11 protein-coding genes and 3 rRNA genes are annotated in these 18,214 nt (G+C 66.5%); 4 read left to right on the top strand and 10 right to left on the bottom strand.

What is annotated here, in order from left to right; all coding sequences use genetic code 11:
- Positions 1–699 precede the first annotated feature (699 nt).
- From N7925_RS19070 to rrf, 3 genes are all read left to right on the top strand, one after another.
- Positions 700–2,225, top strand: a 16S ribosomal RNA gene (locus N7925_RS19070).
- 305 nt (positions 2,226–2,530) lie between these two features.
- A 23S ribosomal RNA gene (locus N7925_RS19075) occupies positions 2,531–5,655 on the top strand.
- Positions 5,656–5,734: 79 nt separating this feature from the next.
- A 5S ribosomal RNA gene (gene rrf, locus N7925_RS19080) occupies positions 5,735–5,851 on the top strand.
- The 16S, 23S and 5S rRNA genes sit together here, the layout of an rRNA operon.
- 94 nt (positions 5,852–5,945) lie before the next feature.
- Here rrf and N7925_RS19085 read toward each other — a convergent pair.
- Genes N7925_RS19085 through N7925_RS19100 form a run of 4 tightly spaced genes read right to left on the bottom strand, consistent with a single transcriptional unit; the run spans position 5,946 to position 9,786 of the window.
- On the bottom strand, positions 5,946–6,611 hold the full coding sequence (locus N7925_RS19085) for a response regulator (protein WP_265600750.1): 666 nt from the start codon (positions 6,609–6,611) through the stop codon (positions 5,946–5,948).
- Complete coding sequence (locus N7925_RS19090; protein ID WP_265600751.1) at positions 6,608–7,948, bottom strand: sensor histidine kinase; 1,341 nt, start codon at positions 7,946–7,948, stop codon at positions 6,608–6,610. Before N7925_RS19090 ends, N7925_RS19085 begins: the two co-directional genes overlap by 4 nt.
- An 18-nt stretch (positions 7,949–7,966) precedes the next feature.
- Positions 7,967–8,815, bottom strand: coding sequence for an ABC transporter permease (locus N7925_RS19095; protein ID WP_274344567.1), 849 nt, complete (start codon positions 8,813–8,815; stop codon positions 7,967–7,969).
- A complete protein-coding gene (locus N7925_RS19100; protein ID WP_274344568.1) occupies positions 8,812–9,786 on the bottom strand; it encodes an ABC transporter ATP-binding protein in 975 nt (324 codons plus the stop codon). The genes N7925_RS19095 and N7925_RS19100 overlap by 4 nt, the downstream gene beginning before the upstream one ends.
- Positions 9,787–9,980: 194 nt before the next feature.
- On the opposite strand from N7925_RS19100, the gene N7925_RS19105 reads away from it, so the two are divergent.
- Entirely contained in the window at positions 9,981–10,541 is a 561-nt protein-coding gene (locus tag N7925_RS19105) for a GNAT family N-acetyltransferase (RefSeq protein ID WP_265600754.1), read from the top strand.
- Positions 10,542–10,637: 96 nt separating this feature from the next.
- On the opposite strand, the gene N7925_RS19110 is transcribed toward N7925_RS19105, so the two are convergent.
- The 6 genes from N7925_RS19110 to N7925_RS19135 form a co-directional block, all read right to left on the bottom strand.
- On the bottom strand, positions 10,638–12,254 hold the full coding sequence (locus N7925_RS19110) for a type IV secretory system conjugative DNA transfer family protein (RefSeq protein ID WP_274344569.1): 1,617 nt from the start codon (positions 12,252–12,254) through the stop codon (positions 10,638–10,640).
- A gap of 1 nt (position 12,255) precedes the next feature.
- Positions 12,256–13,674, bottom strand: a complete 1,419-nt coding sequence (locus N7925_RS19115) for an ATP-binding protein (protein WP_274344570.1) — start codon at positions 13,672–13,674, stop codon at positions 12,256–12,258.
- Between the two features lie 129 nt (positions 13,675–13,803).
- Positions 13,804–15,354 carry an SCO6880 family protein gene (locus N7925_RS19120; protein ID WP_265600757.1) on the bottom strand — a complete coding sequence of 517 codons (1,551 nt, stop codon included), beginning with the start codon at positions 15,352–15,354 and terminating at the stop codon, positions 13,804–13,806.
- Positions 15,351–16,739: a hypothetical protein gene (locus N7925_RS19125; protein ID WP_443032197.1), complete on the bottom strand. Its 1,389-nt coding sequence runs from the start codon at positions 16,737–16,739 to the stop codon at positions 15,351–15,353. Before N7925_RS19125 ends, N7925_RS19120 begins: the two co-directional genes overlap by 4 nt.
- A complete protein-coding gene (locus tag N7925_RS19130) occupies positions 16,729–17,598 on the bottom strand; it encodes a hypothetical protein (RefSeq protein ID WP_274344572.1) in 870 nt (289 codons plus the stop codon). Before N7925_RS19130 ends, N7925_RS19125 begins: the two co-directional genes overlap by 11 nt.
- A 193-nt stretch (positions 17,599–17,791) precedes the next feature.
- On the bottom strand, positions 17,792–18,100 hold the full coding sequence (locus N7925_RS19135; protein ID WP_003968086.1) for a hypothetical protein: 309 nt from the start codon (positions 18,098–18,100) through the stop codon (positions 17,792–17,794).
- Positions 18,101–18,214 lie beyond the last annotated feature (114 nt).

Here is an 18,214-nt window from a genome sequence, read left to right on the forward strand (position 1 = left end):
GGGGCCCCTGCGGAGGCCGCCGGGGGAGGGTTGACACACCCCTGGTGGATCCGTAACGTTCTCCGAGTTGTCACGTAGCCAGAAGGTTCCGCGGCAGCCGATCCCGCCGCGGACGCGGCAACCAAACTTCAGCACGATCTCCCACTCGGGATGATTTCGGCATGCCGGAATTCATTACGAAGGCCCGATTATGAGCCGCCGGGAGAATCCGCTAGAGTTTGAGCGTCGGAACGGCCCAACAGCCGGGAAGACAAACCCCGCTGACCGGGAATCAGGCCCGAAAGGATCTGATAGAGTCGGACTCGCCGGAAAGGGAGAACGCGAAAGCGAAGGACCTGGAAAGCGAGATGCGAGACCCGCTTCGACCGGGAATCGGACACGAAAGAGTCTGATAGAGTCGGAAACGCAAGACAGCAAGACAAAGAAGTAAACGAAGGGAAGCGCCCGGAGGGCCCCGGTGAAACGGGACCGAAGGAAGCGTCCGTTCCTTGAGAACTCAACAGCGTGCCAAAAGTCAACGCCAGATATGTTGATACCCCGGCCTGCTTCGGCAGGTTGGTGGTTCCTTTGAAAGTCCTGTCGTTCCGCTCCTTGTGGGTGGCGGCAGGCAATTACACAGCGAGGACGCTGAGAACAACGGGTCTTATTCCGACCGGTTGTTCCGCTCTCGTGATGTGTGCACCCGATTACGGGTAAACATTCACGGAGAGTTTGATCCTGGCTCAGGACGAACGCTGGCGGCGTGCTTAACACATGCAAGTCGAACGATGAAGCCTTTCGGGGTGGATTAGTGGCGAACGGGTGAGTAACACGTGGGCAATCTGCCCTTCACTCTGGGACAAGCCCTGGAAACGGGGTCTAATACCGGATAACACTCTGTCCCGCATGGGACGGGGTTAAAAGCTCCGGCGGTGAAGGATGAGCCCGCGGCCTATCAGCTTGTTGGTGGGGTAATGGCCTACCAAGGCGACGACGGGTAGCCGGCCTGAGAGGGCGACCGGCCACACTGGGACTGAGACACGGCCCAGACTCCTACGGGAGGCAGCAGTGGGGAATATTGCACAATGGGCGAAAGCCTGATGCAGCGACGCCGCGTGAGGGATGACGGCCTTCGGGTTGTAAACCTCTTTCAGCAGGGAAGAAGCGAAAGTGACGGTACCTGCAGAAGAAGCGCCGGCTAACTACGTGCCAGCAGCCGCGGTAATACGTAGGGCGCAAGCGTTGTCCGGAATTATTGGGCGTAAAGAGCTCGTAGGCGGCTTGTCACGTCGGATGTGAAAGCCCGGGGCTTAACCCCGGGTCTGCATTCGATACGGGCTAGCTAGAGTGTGGTAGGGGAGATCGGAATTCCTGGTGTAGCGGTGAAATGCGCAGATATCAGGAGGAACACCGGTGGCGAAGGCGGATCTCTGGGCCATTACTGACGCTGAGGAGCGAAAGCGTGGGGAGCGAACAGGATTAGATACCCTGGTAGTCCACGCCGTAAACGTTGGGAACTAGGTGTTGGCGACATTCCACGTCGTCGGTGCCGCAGCTAACGCATTAAGTTCCCCGCCTGGGGAGTACGGCCGCAAGGCTAAAACTCAAAGGAATTGACGGGGGCCCGCACAAGCAGCGGAGCATGTGGCTTAATTCGACGCAACGCGAAGAACCTTACCAAGGCTTGACATATACCGGAAAGCATCAGAGATGGTGCCCCCCTTGTGGTCGGTATACAGGTGGTGCATGGCTGTCGTCAGCTCGTGTCGTGAGATGTTGGGTTAAGTCCCGCAACGAGCGCAACCCTTGTTCTGTGTTGCCAGCATGCCCTTCGGGGTGATGGGGACTCACAGGAGACTGCCGGGGTCAACTCGGAGGAAGGTGGGGACGACGTCAAGTCATCATGCCCCTTATGTCTTGGGCTGCACACGTGCTACAATGGCCGGTACAATGAGCTGCGATGCCGCGAGGCGGAGCGAATCTCAAAAAGCCGGTCTCAGTTCGGATTGGGGTCTGCAACTCGACCCCATGAAGTCGGAGTTGCTAGTAATCGCAGATCAGCATTGCTGCGGTGAATACGTTCCCGGGCCTTGTACACACCGCCCGTCACGTCACGAAAGTCGGTAACACCCGAAGCCGGTGGCCCAACCCCTTGTGGGAGGGAGCTGTCGAAGGTGGGACTGGCGATTGGGACGAAGTCGTAACAAGGTAGCCGTACCGGAAGGTGCGGCTGGATCACCTCCTTTCTAAGGAGCACTTCTTACCAGGCTTCGGTCTGGTCAGAGGCCAGTACACCGGCGAATGTTCGGTGCTGGTTGCTCATGGGTGGAACGTTGACTATTCGGCACGATGAGCACGGTTTCGTGAGTACTGCTTCGGCGTGGAAAACGGGAACGGGTTGATTGTGTCGGGCACGTTGTTGGGTATCTGAGGGTACGGGCTCGTTTGAGTCTGTCCTTCGGTTGCCGGCCCCAGTGAACTCGCCTGTATGGGTGGGGTGATGGGTGGCTGGTCGTTGTTTGAGAACTGCACAGTGGACGCGAGCATCTGTGGCCAAGTTTTTAAGGGCGCACGGTGGATGCCTTGGCACCAGGAACCGATGAAGGACGTGGGAGGCCACGATAGTCCCCGGGGAGCTGTCAACCAAGCTTTGATCCGGGGGTTTCCGAATGGGGAAACCCGGCAGTCGTCATGGGCTGTCACCCGCTGCTGAACACATAGGCAGTGTGGAGGGAACGAGGGGAAGTGAAACATCTCAGTACCCTCAGGAAGAGAAAACAACCGTGATTCCGGGAGTAGTGGCGAGCGAAACTGGATGAGGCCAAACCGTATGCGTGTGATACCCGGCAGGGGTTGCGCATGCGGGGTTGTGGGATCTCTTTTTCACGGTCTGCCGGCTGTGAGACGAGTCAGAAACCGTTGATGTAGGCGAAGGACATGCGAAAGGTCCGGCGTAGAGGGTAAGACCCCCGTAGCTGAAACATCAACGGCTCGTTTAAGAGACACCCAAGTAGCACGGGGCCCGAGAAATCCCGTGTGAATCTGGCGGGACCACCCGCTAAGCCTAAATATTCCCTGGTGACCGATAGCGGATAGTACCGTGAGGGAATGGTGAAAAGTACCGCGGGAGCGGAGTGAAATAGTACCTGAAACCGTGTGCCTACAAGCCGTGGGAGCGTCGCTGTATGTGCTTGCACATGCAGTCGTGACTGCGTGCCTTTTGAAGAATGAGCCTGCGAGTTAGCGGTGTGTAGCGAGGTTAACCCGTGTGGGGAAGCCGTAGCGAAAGCGAGTCCGAATAGGGCGATTGAGTTGCACGCTCTAGACCCGAAGCGGAGTGATCTAGCCATGGGCAGGTTGAAGCGGAGGTAAGACTTCGTGGAGGACCGAACCCACCAGGGTTGAAAACCTGGGGGATGACCTGTGGTTAGGGGTGAAAGGCCAATCAAACTCCGTGATAGCTGGTTCTCCCCGAAATGCATTTAGGTGCAGCGTCGTGTGTTTCTTGCCGGAGGTAGAGCACTGGATAGGCGATGGGCCCTACCGGGTTACTGACCTTAGCCAAACTCCGAATGCCGGTAAGTGAGAGCACGGCAGTGAGACTGTGGGGGATAAGCTCCATGGTCGAGAGGGAAACAGCCCAGAGCATCGACTAAGGCCCCTAAGCGTACGCTAAGTGGGAAAGGATGTGGAGTCGCAGAGACAACCAGGAGGTTGGCTTAGAAGCAGCCACCCTTGAAAGAGTGCGTAATAGCTCACTGGTCAAGTGATTCCGCGCCGACAATGTAGCGGGGCTCAAGCGTACCGCCGAAGTCGTGTCATTCATACACATAGGGCCAACGCCCGTATGGATGGGTAGGGGAGCGTCGTGTGCCGGGTGAAGCAGCCGCGGAAGCGAGTTGTGGACGGTTCACGAGTGAGAATGCAGGCATGAGTAGCGATACACACGTGAGAAACGTGTGCGCCGATTGACTAAGGGTTCCTGGGTCAAGCTGATCTGCCCAGGGTAAGTCGGGACCTAAGGCGAGGCCGACAGGCGTAGTCGATGGACAACCGGTTGATATTCCGGTACCCGCTTTGAAACGCCCAGTACTGAATCAGGCGATGCTAAGTCCGTGAAGCCGGCCCGATCTCTTCGGAGTTGAGGGTAGTGGTGGAGCCGATGAACCAGACTTGTAGTAGGTAAGCGATGGGGTGACGCAGGAAGGTAGTCCAGCCCGGGCGGTGGTTGTCCCGGGGTAAGGGTGTAGCCCGTGTGGTAGGTAAATCCGTCACACATCAAGGGTGAGACCTGATGCCGAGCCGATTGTGGTGAAGTGGATGATCCTATGCTGTCGAGAAAAGCCTCTAGCGAGTTTCATGGCGGCCCGTACCCTAAACCGACTCAGGTGGTCAGGTAGAGAATACCGAGGCGTTCGGGTGAACTATGGTTAAGGAACTCGGCAAAATGCCCCCGTAACTTCGGGAGAAGGGGGGCCATCACTGGTGATAGCACTTGCTGCTTGAGCTGGGGGTGGCCGCAGAGACCAGCGAGAAGCGACTGTTTACTAAAAACACAGGTCCGTGCGAAGCCGTAAGGCGATGTATACGGACTGACGCCTGCCCGGTGCTGGAACGTTAAGGGGACCGGTTAGCTGCCTTTCGGGGTGGCGAAGCTGAGAACTTAAGCGCCAGTAAACGGCGGTGGTAACTATAACCATCCTAAGGTAGCGAAATTCCTTGTCGGGTAAGTTCCGACCTGCACGAATGGCGTAACGACTTCTCGACTGTCTCAACCATAGGCCCGGTGAAATTGCACTACGAGTAAAGATGCTCGTTTCGCGCAGCAGGACGGAAAGACCCCGGGACCTTTACTATAGTTTGATATTGGTGTTCGGTTCGGCTTGTGTAGGATAGGTGGGAGACTTTGAAGCGGCCACGCCAGTGGTTGTGGAGTCGTCGTTGAAATACCACTCTGGTCGTGCTGGATGTCTAACCTGGGTCCGTGATCCGGATCAGGGACAGTGTCTGATGGGTAGTTTAACTGGGGCGGTTGCCTCCTAAAGAGTAACGGAGGCGCCCAAAGGTTCCCTCAGCCTGGTTGGCAATCAGGTGTTGAGTGTAAGTGCACAAGGGAGCTTGACTGTGAGACCGACGGGTCGAGCAGGGACGAAAGTCGGGACTAGTGATCCGGCAGTGGCTTGTGGAAGCGCTGTCGCTCAACGGATAAAAGGTACCCCGGGGATAACAGGCTGATCTTCCCCAAGAGTCCATATCGACGGGATGGTTTGGCACCTCGATGTCGGCTCGTCGCATCCTGGGGCTGGAGTCGGTCCCAAGGGTTGGGCTGTTCGCCCATTAAAGCGGTACGCGAGCTGGGTTTAGAACGTCGTGAGACAGTTCGGTCCCTATCCGCTGCGCGCGCAGGAATATTGAGAAGGGCTGTCCCTAGTACGAGAGGACCGGGACGGACGAACCTCTGGTGTGCCAGTTGTCCTGCCAAGGGCATGGCTGGTTGGCTACGTTCGGAAAGGATAACCGCTGAAAGCATCTAAGCGGGAAGCCTGCTTCGAGATGAGTATTCCCACCCTCTTGAAGGGTTAAGGCTCCCAGTAGACGACTGGGTTGATAGGCCAGATGTGGAAGCCCGGCAACGGGTGGAGCTGACTGGTACTAATAGGCCGAGGGCTTGTCCTCAGTTGCTCGCGTCCACTGTGTTAGTTCTGAAATAACGAACGGCCGTGTTTTCATCCGGTGTTGGTTAATTTCATAGTGTTTCGGTGGTCATTGCGTTAGGGAAACGCCCGGTTACATTCCGAACCCGGAAGCTAAGCCTTTCAGCGCCGATGGTACTGCAGGGGGGACCCTGTGGGAGAGTAGGACGCCGCCGAACAATTTTTCCGGGAAAGCCCCGCACCTTCTGGTGCGGGGCTTTTCTGCGTTCCAGGACCTTTGAGCGGATGTTTCCGTACCCGTCCACGCACCGCCTACATAGGGGCGACGAGGCGGGTGTCGTAGGCCAGGATGACCGCCTGGACACGGTCCCTCGCACCGGTTTTGGCGAGGATGCGGGTCACGTGCGTCTTCACCGTGGACTCGGCGAGGTGGAGGCGGGCGGCGATCTCCGTGTTGGACCAGCCCTGGCCGATCACGGTGAGGATCTCCCGTTCCCGTTCCGTCAGCGCGGTGATGCGCGGGTCCGCTGCGGACGGTGTACCGGGGGTGGCCGGGAGGTGGTGGACGTAGGCGTCGAGGAGGCGGCGCGTCAGGGTAGGGGCGACCACCGCGTCGCCCGCGGCCACGGCGCGGATGCCGGCGAGGAGTTCCTCGGGCAGGGCGTCCTTGACCAGGAAGCCACTGGCTCCGGCGCGCAGACCGTCGTAGGCGTACTCGTCCAGGTCGAAGGTCGTGACGATCAGGATGCGGCTCCTGGCTCCCGACGCGATGATGCGCCGGGTCGCCTCGATGCCGTCCAGCCCCGGCATACGGATGTCCATCAGCACGACGTCCGGGTGGTGGCGGGCGACCAACCCGACGGCTTCGGTGCCGTTGCCCGCCTCGCCGACGACCGTCATGTCGTCCTGGCTCTCCAGCAGCATGCGGAAGCCGAAGCGCTGCATCGGCTGGTCGTCCGCGATGAGTACGGTCGTCACGGGTGCGTGTCCTCCAGGGGAAGGCGGAGCCGTATCTGCCATCCGCCGTGGTTCGGCAGCGGGCCGGCCTCGACGGAGCCGTCGTACAGCGCGGCGCGTTCGCGCATGCCCATGATGCCCTGGGCCGGCAGTGCGGCTTCCTCCGCGTCCGCGGTCGGGCCGGCTCCGGCGCCCGTATCGGTGATGCGGGCGTCGAGGTGGGTGCGCGAGTAGGTGAGCGTGACCGTCGCGGACGTGGGCCGGGTGGCGTGCTTGAGGGTGTTGGTCAGGGCTTCCTGGACCACCCGGTACACGGTGAGTTGGCGGCCCGGGGTGAGCGACCGCTCGCGGGGTTCGCCGTGGAGCTCCAGGTGGACGGGGAGTCCCGCCCGGCGTACGCGTTCGATGAGGGGGGCCAGTTCGTCGAGCGTCGGCTGCGGGGTGCGCTCGGCCCCGGGATGGTCGTCGCGCAGGACGCCCAGGAGACGGCGCAGCTCGGACAGGGCCTGCCTGCTGGTGGTGCCGATGGCTTCCAGCGCCTGGCCCGCGCGTTCCGGGTTCTTCCGGGCCGCGTACGCGCCGCCGTCCGCCAGGCCCGTGATGACGGACAGGTTGTGGCCGATGATGTCGTGCATCTCCCGTGCGATGCGGGTGCGTTCGGCGGCGGCGGCGAGCCGGGCCTGCTGGTCGCGTTCGTGTTCCAGCCGGTGGGCCCGCTCGACCAGGGCCTCGGTGTACTCGCGACGGGTGCGCACCGCGATCCCCAGCAGGACGACGAAGACCAGGCCCCAGACGTACGAGACCACTTCCTGCCCCCAGGCGGAGGGGATGCGGACGCCGATGGCCAGGACCGGGGCGACGAACAGCGCGGCCGCGGTCCCGACCGTACGGAAGGAGGAGCGCAGAACAATCTGGAACACCGGGATCAGCTGGAGGAGTGCGGCCTGGACCACGGCCCCCGTCCAGATGTTCACCAGGGACGCCGGGGCCATCAGCAGCAGTACGGCCATGGGGTGCGTCCGGCGCCACAGCAGTGGCAGCGAGAAGCAGAGGCTCATCAGGAGCACCAGCGGTTCGGACGCCGTCACGTCGTCGCGGGCGACGTTCCGCCAACCGCCGGAGGTGTAGTCGAGCACCGCCGCCACCGCCCAGAACGCGGTCACCGCCGCGTCCCAGACCCGTGGCCGACGCCGGTCGAAGGCGCGGAGGTGGTCCAGGGCGCTCCTGATGATCCGGGTGAGGGGGGCCGTTCCGTCGGTGTCGGCGGTGCCACCGGTGTCGGCGGGGGAGGACGGGGGCGGTGCTGTGGTGGCTTCGGGTGCCGGGGGCGTGCCGGCGGCCTGGGGGTGGTCCGTCACCTCGTCGCTCTCCTCGCGTCAGACGTCGCGGCGGTTGAGCGCCAGCGCTGCCGCTGCCAGTGTCGTGCCCGCCCACAGGGACAGGGCGAGCAGGGCGGGGCCGGGGGAGATGGTGCCCGGGATGGGGGTGGCGGAGCCCAGGGCGCCGGCGGCCTGGGTGGGAAAGTACATGATGGCGCGCTCCACGGCGTCGTACGGGAGCATCCCGAGGATCTCCGGCAGGATCATGACACCGCCGATGAACGCGCCGATCGCGCCCGGTACCGAGCGCAGCAGTGCGCCGAGGCCGAGAGCCAGCAGGCCCATCAGGGTGAGAGCCGCCGCGTTCCCCGCCAGGGCGCGCACGATGCCCGGGGCGGTGAGCGAGGCGGCCTGGTCGGTGTCGTGGAGGAAGGCCTGGGCCGCCGCGAACGTGACCAGGGCCGTCGCGAACATGACCGTGAAGACGGTGGCGGCGAACACCGCGGCCTTGGCCCACAGGACGGGGAGCCGGGCCGGTACGGCGGTGAGCGAGGAGCGGATCATCCCGGTCGCGTACTCGCCGGCGGTCATCAGGATGCCCAGGACGACCAGGCACAACTGGCCGAGCAGGCTGCCGTACAGCGTCAGGACGATCGTGTCGACGTCGGAGTCCCCGCCGCCGGAGGTGTAGGTCCCGCCCATGATCAGGCCGACGCCCAGGACCATCACGACCGCCGAGGTGACGGTGATCCAGGTGGAGCGCAGCGAGTGGAGCTTGTGCCACTCCGAGCGCAGGATCCGGGGGGCGGTGATGCGGTACTGCGGTGGAGGTGGGGACGGAGATGGGGGTGGGGATGGCGGTGTGCTCGAGCCTGGGGACGGAAGGGTGGGGTGGGTCGTGGTCATGCTGCTGCTCCTGGGAGAGAGGAAGAGGCGGGACCCGCCGCTGTTCGCTGCTGCGGCCGGTGGTCCACCGATTCCTGGGTGAGTTCCATGAACGCCTGCTCCAGCGACACGGTCTGGGGGGTCAGTTCGCACAGCGTGATCGCGTGTGCGGCGGCCACGCCTCCGATGTGAGCGGCGTCCACTCCTCGGATCCGGAGTTCGTGGGTCCGGGCACCGGCGGTGGGGCTACGGGTGGCGGTGATGGTCACGCCCGGGCCCGTCAGGTGGGCGCCCAGGTCGTCCGGCTGCGGGGTGACGACCTTGACGGATGCCCCGCCCGCCGAGCGGATCAGCTCGGCCACCGTGGTGTCGGCGAGGAGTCTGCCGCGGCCGATGACGATCAGGTGGTCGGCGGTGAGGGCCATCTCGCTCATCAGGTGGGAGGAGACGAGGACCGTACGGCCTTCGGCGGCGAGGGAGGTGAGGAGGGTGCGGATCCACAGGACGCCTTCGGGGTCCAGCCCGTTGACCGGTTCGTCCAGGATGACGGTGGCGGGGTCGCCGAGGAGTGCGGCGGCGATGCCGAGCCGCTGGCCCATGCCGAGGGAGAAGCCCTTGACCCTCCGGCGGGCGGCGTCGGTCAGCCCGGCGAGGTCGATGACCTCCTCGACGCGGCGGCGCGGGATGCCGTGGGTGTGGGCGAGTGCCATCAGGTGGTCGAGGGCGGACCGGCCCGGGTGGACGGACCGGGCCTCCAGCAGGGCGCCGACCTGGGTGAGGGGCGCGGGGTGGGTCGCGTAGGAGCACCCGTTGACGGTGGAGCGGCCGTGCGTCGGGGCGTCGAGGCCGAGGAGCATGCGCATCGTCGTGGATTTCCCGGCGCCGTTGGGGCCGAGGAAGCCGGTGACGGTGCCGGGGCGGACGGTGAAGTCGAGGTCCTGGACGACGGTTCTGTCGCCGTACCGCTTGGTGAGTCCGTGTGCCTTGATCATGCGGTCGACGCTACGGAGACGGCGCGGCACGGTCGTCCGACCGGGGGCTGGACGTGGGCCCGGGGCGTAGTACCGGGGTACGACGGGGTGCCGGTGTGGGGTGGGGCGAGGGTGGTGCGGTGCGGTCGCTCTGTGGGTGGTGGCGGTGGGGTTACTCGGTTGAACGTCGGGCGGGAGGGGGTGAGTATCGGGGGATGGATTATGTGATGCGTGCGGTGCGGGCCGATGAATGGCCGCAGGTCAGGCAGTTGCGGCTGGACGCTCTGACGGACCCGGCGGCCCCGGTGGCGTTCCTGGAGTCGTACGAGGAGGCCGTGGCGAAACCGGACGCCTTCTGGCAGGAGCGCGCCGCGGCTGCCGCCGAGGGCGGGGGCGATCGTGTCCGGCAGTTCGTCGCGGAGTCGCCCGAGGGGGCGTGGGTGGGTTCGGTCACCGTGCTCGTGGAGAGCCCGGAGGACGATGTGCGCTTCGGGGAGGCGCCCGCGGTGGAACAGGCGCACTTGGTCGGTGTGTTCGTCCGTCCCGAGGTCCGGGGGACCGGGGTGACGGACGCGCTGTTCCGGGAGGCCGTCGCGTGGGCGTGGTCGCTGTCCTCGCCCCGGCTGGAGCGGGTGCGCCTCTATGTCCACGAGAGGAATCCGCGAGCCGCCGCGTTCTACCGGCGGTTCGGATTCGTCCCCTCCGGGCAGCGGATCCCGGCCCCGGGCGACCGGGGCGAGCTGGAGCTGGAGTATGTCCTCGGGCGCGAGGGGTAACGGCGCTCCGGGCCCTTAGTCCGGCCGGCCTCCGGGCCCTTCGTCCGGTCGGCGCTCCGGGGGCTTTCGTCCAGTCGCTGCTCCGAGGGCTTTCGTCTAGCCGGCGCCCGGGGCGGAGGCGTGCAGGCGGTCCTGCCAGCGGGCCCGTCCCTGTTCCCGGGAACGGAGCAGCACGAGGGCGGGCATGCCCCGGTGCTGGCCGGTCGCGAGCAGTTCCGGGAGCTGGGGAAGGGGCGCCACGGCCGCGATGTCGTCGAGGACGAGCGTCATTGGTGGGTCGAGCCGACCGTCGGATGACCGTGCGGCCATGCGGCGGCCGTGCTCGACCACGTCTGCGGCGAGCGCGGTGAGGAGGGGCATCGCGCCGGGGCGGGAGCGGGGATCCTCGATGGATTCGCCCACCAGATAGAGCGTTCCCCCTTCGGCCGCAAAAGATTCCAGCGCGAGGGAATCCGCTCGGTTCGCCGTGCAGGCCTCGCGGATGTGCACCGTGGACAGGGCGGCGAACGCCCGTACCGTCAGTTCCTGGGCCACCTCGCGCCGTTCGGGGTAGGCGGTGAGGGCGGACTCCAGGAGCCCGGCGAGTCCGGATGCGGCCTTGGGGTGCGTACGGAGGAGGCGTACCGGTTCGTGGGCGCCGGACCCGGAGGCCCAGCGGAGGACCTGGCGGAAGGGGCGGCCGTCCACCGCTGCGGCGTGCAGCCAGCACTGGAGGAGCGTCTGCGCGGTGTCGGCCACCGCCGCGTCGATCCGGGCCTGCGGGCGTACCGGGGCGAGCAGGGCGGCGGCGCGTGCGGCGGCGACGTCGGGGAGCTCGCAGCCTGTGGTGGGCGACCAGTGGAGGCGGGCCGGGGTGTCGCAGAGGTGGCCCGGGTCGTAGACGAGGACCGGGCCGAGCTTGGCGCGGGCGTCTTTCGTCTCGGCCCAGACGGTGGGGTCCGAGGTGACGACGAGGGTGGGGCCCTCGGCGTCGTGTACGGCCCGGACGACGGTGGGGCGCCTAGCGGGGGCGGGAGCGTAGACGAGGAGGGGGGTGCGGGGGGAGGGCAGGGAGAGGGGGAGAGGGAGAGGGGCGCCGGCGGGGGTGATTCCGGAGGGCTCCTCGGAGATCCCGGGGGCTTCGAGGGCCCCGGGGGCGTTGGGGGTTTCGCGGGCCTCGGGGGGCGTGGGTGTCTCTGTGGCCGCGGGTGTGCCTGCGGCTGTGGTGGGGTGAATTTTCGTCAGTGCTGGTGCCGGTGCGTGGGGCTGGACCGGGGCCGGGGGCGGGCTCTGTGCGGGGGGCTGCTTCTCCGGCGTTGCGAAGGCTCGTTCCTCGCGGCGGCCCTCCCGTACGGCACGACCACGGGCCACGACTCCGAGCGTGAACACCACGAGGACCACCAGCACCATCAGTTCGCCGATGAACAGGCCCCAGAACAGGCCGTACCCGGAGAGCTGGGCCGGAGGTGTCCCCGGCCAGGCCGCGGCGAGGTCCTGGGGGGCGGTGGCCAGTTCACGCAGGGCGAGAGGGGACCCGGTGAACGTCACGCCGTCCGGCCAGGCCCCGTGGGCGAAGAGCCCGGCGAGGCCGGTGGCCGTCCAGCCGACCAGGGTGGCGGCGAAGAGGAGGCCCAGGAGGCCGATCAGCAGGCCATCCGGGACGCCGCCGCCCTGGGGCCGGTCGCGTCCGTCGTGATGGGCCGGGCCCCGGCCGCGTGCTGCCTGGCGTGCCATGTCATGCCACCGTTGACTCTGACGACTCGTTGATCCGTTGCTGGTTCTCGATCCGGGCCGCCCGTTGTTCCGCCTCCAGCTCGGCGGCGCGGATGTCCTCGGGCAGGAGGTCGTCCGTCGATCCCTCGGTCATGGCGCGGTCGGTGAAGACCAGAGGGCGTTCGGCTTCGGTGATCAGGTGCTTGACGACCTGGACGTTGCCGTTGACGTCCCAGACGGCGATGCCGGGCGTGAGCGTCGGAATGATCTCGACGGCCCAGCGGGGCAGGCCGATGACCCGGCCGGTCGCTCGGGCCTCGTCCGATTTCTGGGCGTAGATCGTGCGGGTGGACGCCATCTTGAGGATGGCCGCCGCTTCCTTCGCCGCGGCCCCGTCCACCACGTCGCTGAGGTGGTGGACGACGGCGACGAAGGAGAGGCCGAGGCGGCGTCCGAACTTCAGGAGGCGCTGGAAGAGCTGCGCGACGAAGGGGGAGTTGATGATGTGCCACGCCTCCTCGACCAGGAAGATGCGCTTCTTGCGGTCGGGCCTGATCCAGGTGTGCTCCAGCCAGACGCCGACGATCGCCATCAGGATCGGCATCGCGATCGAGTTGCGGTCGATGTGCGAGAGGTCGAAGACGATGAGGGGCGCGTCGAGGTCGATGCCGACGCTCGTGGGGCCGTCGAACATGCCACGCAGGTCACCGTCGACCAGGCGGTCCAGGACGAGGGCGACGTCCAGGCCCCAGGCCCGTACATCGTCTATGTCGACGTTCATCGCCTCGGCGGACTCGGGCTTCGGGTGGCGCAGCTGCTCCACGATGTCCATCAGGACCGGCTGGCGGTCGGTGTTGGTCGCGGTGACGTAGGCGTGGGCGACCTTCAGGGCGAAGCCGGAACGTTCGTCGAGCCCGTGGCCCATCGCCACTTCGATGATCGTACGGAGCAGGGCGAGCTGGCCGGTGGTGGTGATGGAGGGGTCGAGGGGGTTGAGCCGGATACCGCCGTTGAGGGCTGCGGTCGGGTCCAGGCGGATGGGGGTTATGCCCAGCTCCTGGGCGATGAGGTTCCATTCGCCGACGCCGTCCTCGCCCTGGGCGTCGAGGACGACGACCTGGCGGTCACGGAAGCGGAGCTGGCGCAGGACATAGGTCTTCTCCAGCGCCGACTTGCCGTTGCCGGACTCGCCGAGGACGAGCCAGTGGGGGGCGGGGAGCTGTTGCCCGTACAGCTGGAAGGGGTCGTAGATGTAGCCCTTGCCGCTGTAGACCTCGCGGCCGATGATCACGCCGGAGTCGCCGAGGCCGGGGGCGGCGGTGGGGAGGTAGACGGCCTGGGCCTGGCCCGTCGACGTACGGACGGGGAGGCGGGTCGTCTCCACCTTGCCGAAGAGGAAGGAGGTGAAGGCATCCGACAATGCGGACAGGGGGTCTCGCATGGTGGGGGTGCCCTCTCTTGTTGCGGTTCTTCCTGCGGTTCTTCCTGCGGGTGGTGCAGGGGTGATCGATCGGATGGGGAACGGTGATCGATCGGGTGGTGCGGCGGGGATCGGTACGGTGTCAGGTCGTCACCGGCGGATGCCGGTGGCGAACGGGAGCGTGTTCACGAAGGCCCGGTGGTGCTCGCGGTCGCACCATTCCAGCTTGAGATACGACTTGCCCGCCGAGGCGCGGATGGTGCGCTTGTCGCGGGCGAGGGCCTCCGGTGAGCGCGACGACACCGTGATGTACCCCACCAGGTTCACTCCGGCCGCTCCGCTGGCGAGATCTTCACCCCGCTGGTCGAGCCGGCCGTGGGCGGCGATGTCCCGGGGGTCGACGGTGCGGTTCATCTTGGCCTGGCGGCTGGCCTCGGCGTCGTCGTTGGTCTTCTCGGTCAGCATGCGTTCGATGGCTACCTCGGTGGGTTCGAGGTCCATGCAGACGGCGACCGTACGGATGACGTCGGGGGTGTGGACGAGGAGCGGGGCGAGGAAGTTGACGCCGACGGGGGTCATGGGCCATTCCTTCACCCAGGCCGTGGCGTGGCACCAGGGGGCGCGGGTGGAGGACTCGCGGGTCTTGGCCTGGAGGAACGTCGGCTCGACCGCGTCCAGTTCGGCAGGCCAGGCGTTGCGCTTGGTCATGGCCTGGATGTGGTCGATGGGGTGGTCGGGGTCGTACATGGAGTGTACGAGGGAGGCCAGGCGGCTCTGGCCGAGCGGCTGGCGTACCCGGATGTCGGCCTCGGCGAGGCGGGCGCAGATGTCGGTGAGCTCGCGGGCCATGACGACGGCGAGGCCGGCGTCGCGGTCGAGCTTGCGGCCGCCGTGGGGGCGGGCGGCGCGGGCCATGGCGTTGGCCTCGGCGGCCAGTTCGCGGCTGTAGTGCATGCAGGCGACGAGGTAGGCGCGGTGCTGCTCGCTGGAGGTGGAGACCATGGACTGGAGCTGGTCGTAGGACTCCTGGAGCCAGCCCGGGGACGCCTTGTCGCCGCGCTGGGCGACGTCCTTGGCGTGGGCGTCGGGGTCGGCCGGGAGGGTGCGGGCGAGCATCTGGAGGCGGGTGACGAAGCCGTCGCCGTTGGCCACGTGCTTGAGGAGGGTGCCGAAGCGGTCGACGAGGGCTTCCTGGTCCTCGCTGTCGCGGAGGCCGACGCCGGGGCCCTCGATCTCGATGGCCGCGGTGACGGTGCGGCGGTCGGCGTGGAGGAGCACGGCGATCTCGTCGGGGCCGAAGGGGGCGGCGAGCCAGCTGATCCGGCCGATGCCGGGGGGCGGGCCGATCTCGACCTCACGGCCGTCGGAGCTGACGCCCGCTTCCATGGCGGTGGAGCGGTAGGCGGTGCCGCGGCGCAGGGAGCGTTTGAAGCTGCGGTTGATCTCGAACCACTTGTAGAAGGTGCGGCCCTTGTACGGGACGTACACGACGGCGAGAGCCAGCATGGGGAAGCCCACGAGGCAGACGATGCGGAGGGAGAGGACAGGGACGAGGAGTCCGCTCATCATGCCGAGGAACGCGCCGGCGATGATGAGGGCGATCTCGCCGGTCTCGCGGTTCTTGCCGACGATCGCGTTCGGCCGGGCGCGGCCGATGAGATACGTGCGGCGGGGCGTCATCGTGTGGGACTGGGTCGTCAACGCCCTCCACCTCCTGTGTTCGAGTTACCTGTGGTGCCGAAGCCGCCTCCGCCTCGGGAGGAGCGGCTGCTGTGGGGGGTCCCGGAGGTGGGTGTGGACCCGCTGCGGGGTGAGGGGGCTGCGCCGCCCCCTCCGCCTCCGCCGGTGGTGCGGGAGCTGTGGGCGGCGACGCCGCCGCTGGCCGGGTTGGCGGGGCGGGCGCCTCCGCCTCCGCCGCTGTTCTGGTCGTTGCGCCCGCTGTGGGTCTTGATGCCCTGGGAGACGAGGGCGGCCGGGGAGCTGATCATGGCGGCGGCCTGGGCGCCGTCGGTGGCCTGCTTGCGGTTGGTGCGGGCGCCCTGGATCTCGTCGCCGAAGCCGGGGACGAAGCGGTAGATCATGGCAGAGGCGAAGATGGCCAGCAGGATGATGGAGAGGCCGGAGACGACGGCGGAGAAGGCGTCGGGGCCGTCGCCCGTGGAGAGTGCTCCGGCGAGGCCGAGGACGATGACGATGACCGGCTTCACCATGATCACCGCGATCATGATGCCGGCCCAGCGGCGGACGTGGCCCCACATGTTCTTGTCGACGAGGCCGGCGTAGACGACGATCCCGAGGAGCGCGCCGACGTAGAGCAGGGCGGCGCGGATGACGAGCTCCAGCCACAGGATGCCGGCGGCGAGGATCGAGACGAGCGAGACGACGATCAGCATGATCGGTCCGCCGCCGATGTCCTCGCCCTTTTTGAGGGCTTCGGCGAACGAGCCGAAGAAGACGTCGGTCTGGCCGCCGGTGGCGGAGGAGATGACCTCGGTGACGCCGTCGGTGGCGGAGACGATCGTGTAGAGGATCAGCGGGGTGAAGGCCGAGGCGAGGACGGTGAGCCAGAGGAAGCCCACGGCCTCGGAGATCGCGGTGGTGAGGGGGACGCCGCGGATGGCCCGCTTGGCTACGGCGAGGAGCCAGAGGACGAGGGTGAGGATGGTGGAGGCCGCGAAGATGACGGCGTACTGCTGGAGGAACTTGGGGTTGGTGAAGTCGACGTTGGCCGTGGACTCGACGGCCTCGCTGAGCTTGCCGACGATCCAGGAGGCGGCGTCGGCGCAGCCTCGGGCCAGTGCGGAGAGGGGGTCGAGGGACTCTGTCGGGTCGGGAGATCCCGGCACGCTGCTGGGAGCGCTGTCGCCGTCGCCTTCCTCGCAGAACTTCTTCACCTCGCCGAACAGCAGACTGCAGTCATTGCTGGCGCTCGGTGAAGGCGTCGGGGTGGGGGTCGGTTCCGCGGCCGCGCGTCCGGCGAACGTCAGCGCGGCTGCTTGCAGTCCGGTCAGCGTGGTGGTCACCGTACGGAAGCGGTGCTGGCGACTACGGCGCTGGGGACTTGGGCGCTTGGGGCTACCTGGCATAAGTGAAGCCTCCGTACTCCTCGACGGCCTTGCTGATCGCGTCGGACTGGGAAGCCGCGACATCACCGGGAACCGGCGCCGGGCCGTCGCTCTCGGATGCTCCCGTCACTTTCCAGTCACCGTCCAGCCACGCCAACTGAGCCGTCCACGTCTTCCAGGTCGTGCTCACGGGTTTGGTGGAGTCCTGCCCGGACATGCCGATGAGCCCCGTGTACCAGACAGCTACCTTTGCGGTGTCGCCGTCGAACGCCAGCACCTTCGTGCCCACGGGAACGGTCCTCGAGATGAAGGTGCTGCCCTGTGGGGCATTGCCGTCGGGGTCGAGACCGAGGTGCGCGAGGAACTCGGCCGAGTAGGCCAGGTCCTGACGTGCTCGGAGTTGATCCGCCGCCGCGGGCGAGTAGACCGTGTCGAGGATCTGGTGGCGGCTCTCCTTCGTGAACATCTCCGCAGACCCCAGCGCCACCGCATAGTTCGCCGCAGCGCTCTGCGCCCCCTGTTCGTCGTGGGCGAAGCCGGAGGCGATCGTGCCGTTCTTGCCCTGGACGGGTTGGGTGCCGGTGGCCGCGGTGGGGGCGCTTCCGGTGGTTCCGGGCTTTTTCGCGCCCGGCGCGGCGTCCTCGTCGCTGCCACCGCCGCGGTTGGCGAAGGCGATGGCGGCGACGAGGAGGACCACGACACCGGTGATCGTCAGGAGGGAGCGGGAGGTGCGGACCGGGCGGCGCGCGTGCGGGAGACCCGCATCGCCGTCGGGGAGACGGGTGCGGGTCTGACGGGTGCCGCCGAGGGTGCTGTACGGGTCGTCCGGGCGGCCCCCCTGGTCCTTGCCGCGGTAGTCGTGCTCGCCACCGGGACTCATGCCGCGTTCGCTCCCTCGGTCGTGTGCAGATCCGCGCAGGACGACGGTAGCTGTGCTGGTTGCCGCTTGAGCGCGGTGTGGTGACTCGACATCAGGGAAACGCAACCTCAGCCGGTGGGCGCGACGGGCGGATGGTGGGGAGCGGGCTGGGACGGCCCGGACGGGACGGCCGACGGGGATGGCCGACGGTGGGTCAGACGGCCATTCCGTAGACGATGGTGAACAGGGTGCCCAGGGAGCCGATGATGAAGACCCCTGTCAGCCCTGCCACGATCAGGCCCTTGCCCTGCTCCGCGCTGAACGTGTCGCGCAGTGCCGTCGCTCCGATGCGCTGCTTCGCCGCGCCCCAGATCGCGATGCCGAGGCAGAGCAGAATGGCAATGGCCATCACCACCTCGATCATGATGCGCGCCTCGTTGCCCAGCGTCCCGAACGGCCCCCAGTCCGGAGCGATTCCGCCGATGATGGTGGTGATGTCGCCCTTCTCTGCTGCCAGGATCATGTAAGTCACCGCCCCTGTTGGGTAGTTCGCTGCCCGTGCCGTCCGGCACGGGTCGCCTTCTATCTTCGCTGATGAAACCGCGCTCGCACGACGCCTTACCGGGTCTCTTTACCC

The sequence above is a fragment of the Streptomyces sp. CA-278952 genome (genome assembly GCF_028747205.1).
In the GTDB taxonomy this organism is placed as follows: domain Bacteria; phylum Actinomycetota; class Actinomycetes; order Streptomycetales; family Streptomycetaceae; genus Streptomyces.

Coding starts and splice junctions, on each gene's coding strand:
- N7925_RS19095 (WP_274344567.1), bottom strand. CDS start 8,815: ATGACCACGACCCACCCCACCCTTCCGTCCCCAGGCTCGAGCACACCG.
- N7925_RS19100 (WP_274344568.1), bottom strand. CDS start 9,786: ATGATCAAGGCACACGGACTCACCAAGCGGTACGGCGACAGAACCGTC.
- N7925_RS19105 (WP_265600754.1), top strand. CDS start 9,981: ATGGATTATGTGATGCGTGCGGTGCGGGCCGATGAATGGCCGCAGGTC.
- N7925_RS19110 (WP_274344569.1), bottom strand. CDS start 12,254: ATGGCACGCCAGGCAGCACGCGGCCGGGGCCCGGCCCATCACGACGGA.
- N7925_RS19115 (WP_274344570.1), bottom strand. CDS start 13,674: ATGCGAGACCCCCTGTCCGCATTGTCGGATGCCTTCACCTCCTTCCTC.
- N7925_RS19125 (WP_443032197.1), bottom strand. CDS start 16,739: ATGCCAGGTAGCCCCAAGCGCCCAAGTCCCCAGCGCCGTAGTCGCCAG.
- N7925_RS19130 (WP_274344572.1), bottom strand. CDS start 17,598: ATGAGTCCCGGTGGCGAGCACGACTACCGCGGCAAGGACCAGGGGGGC.
- N7925_RS19135 (WP_003968086.1), bottom strand. CDS start 18,100: ATGATCCTGGCAGCAGAGAAGGGCGACATCACCACCATCATCGGCGGA.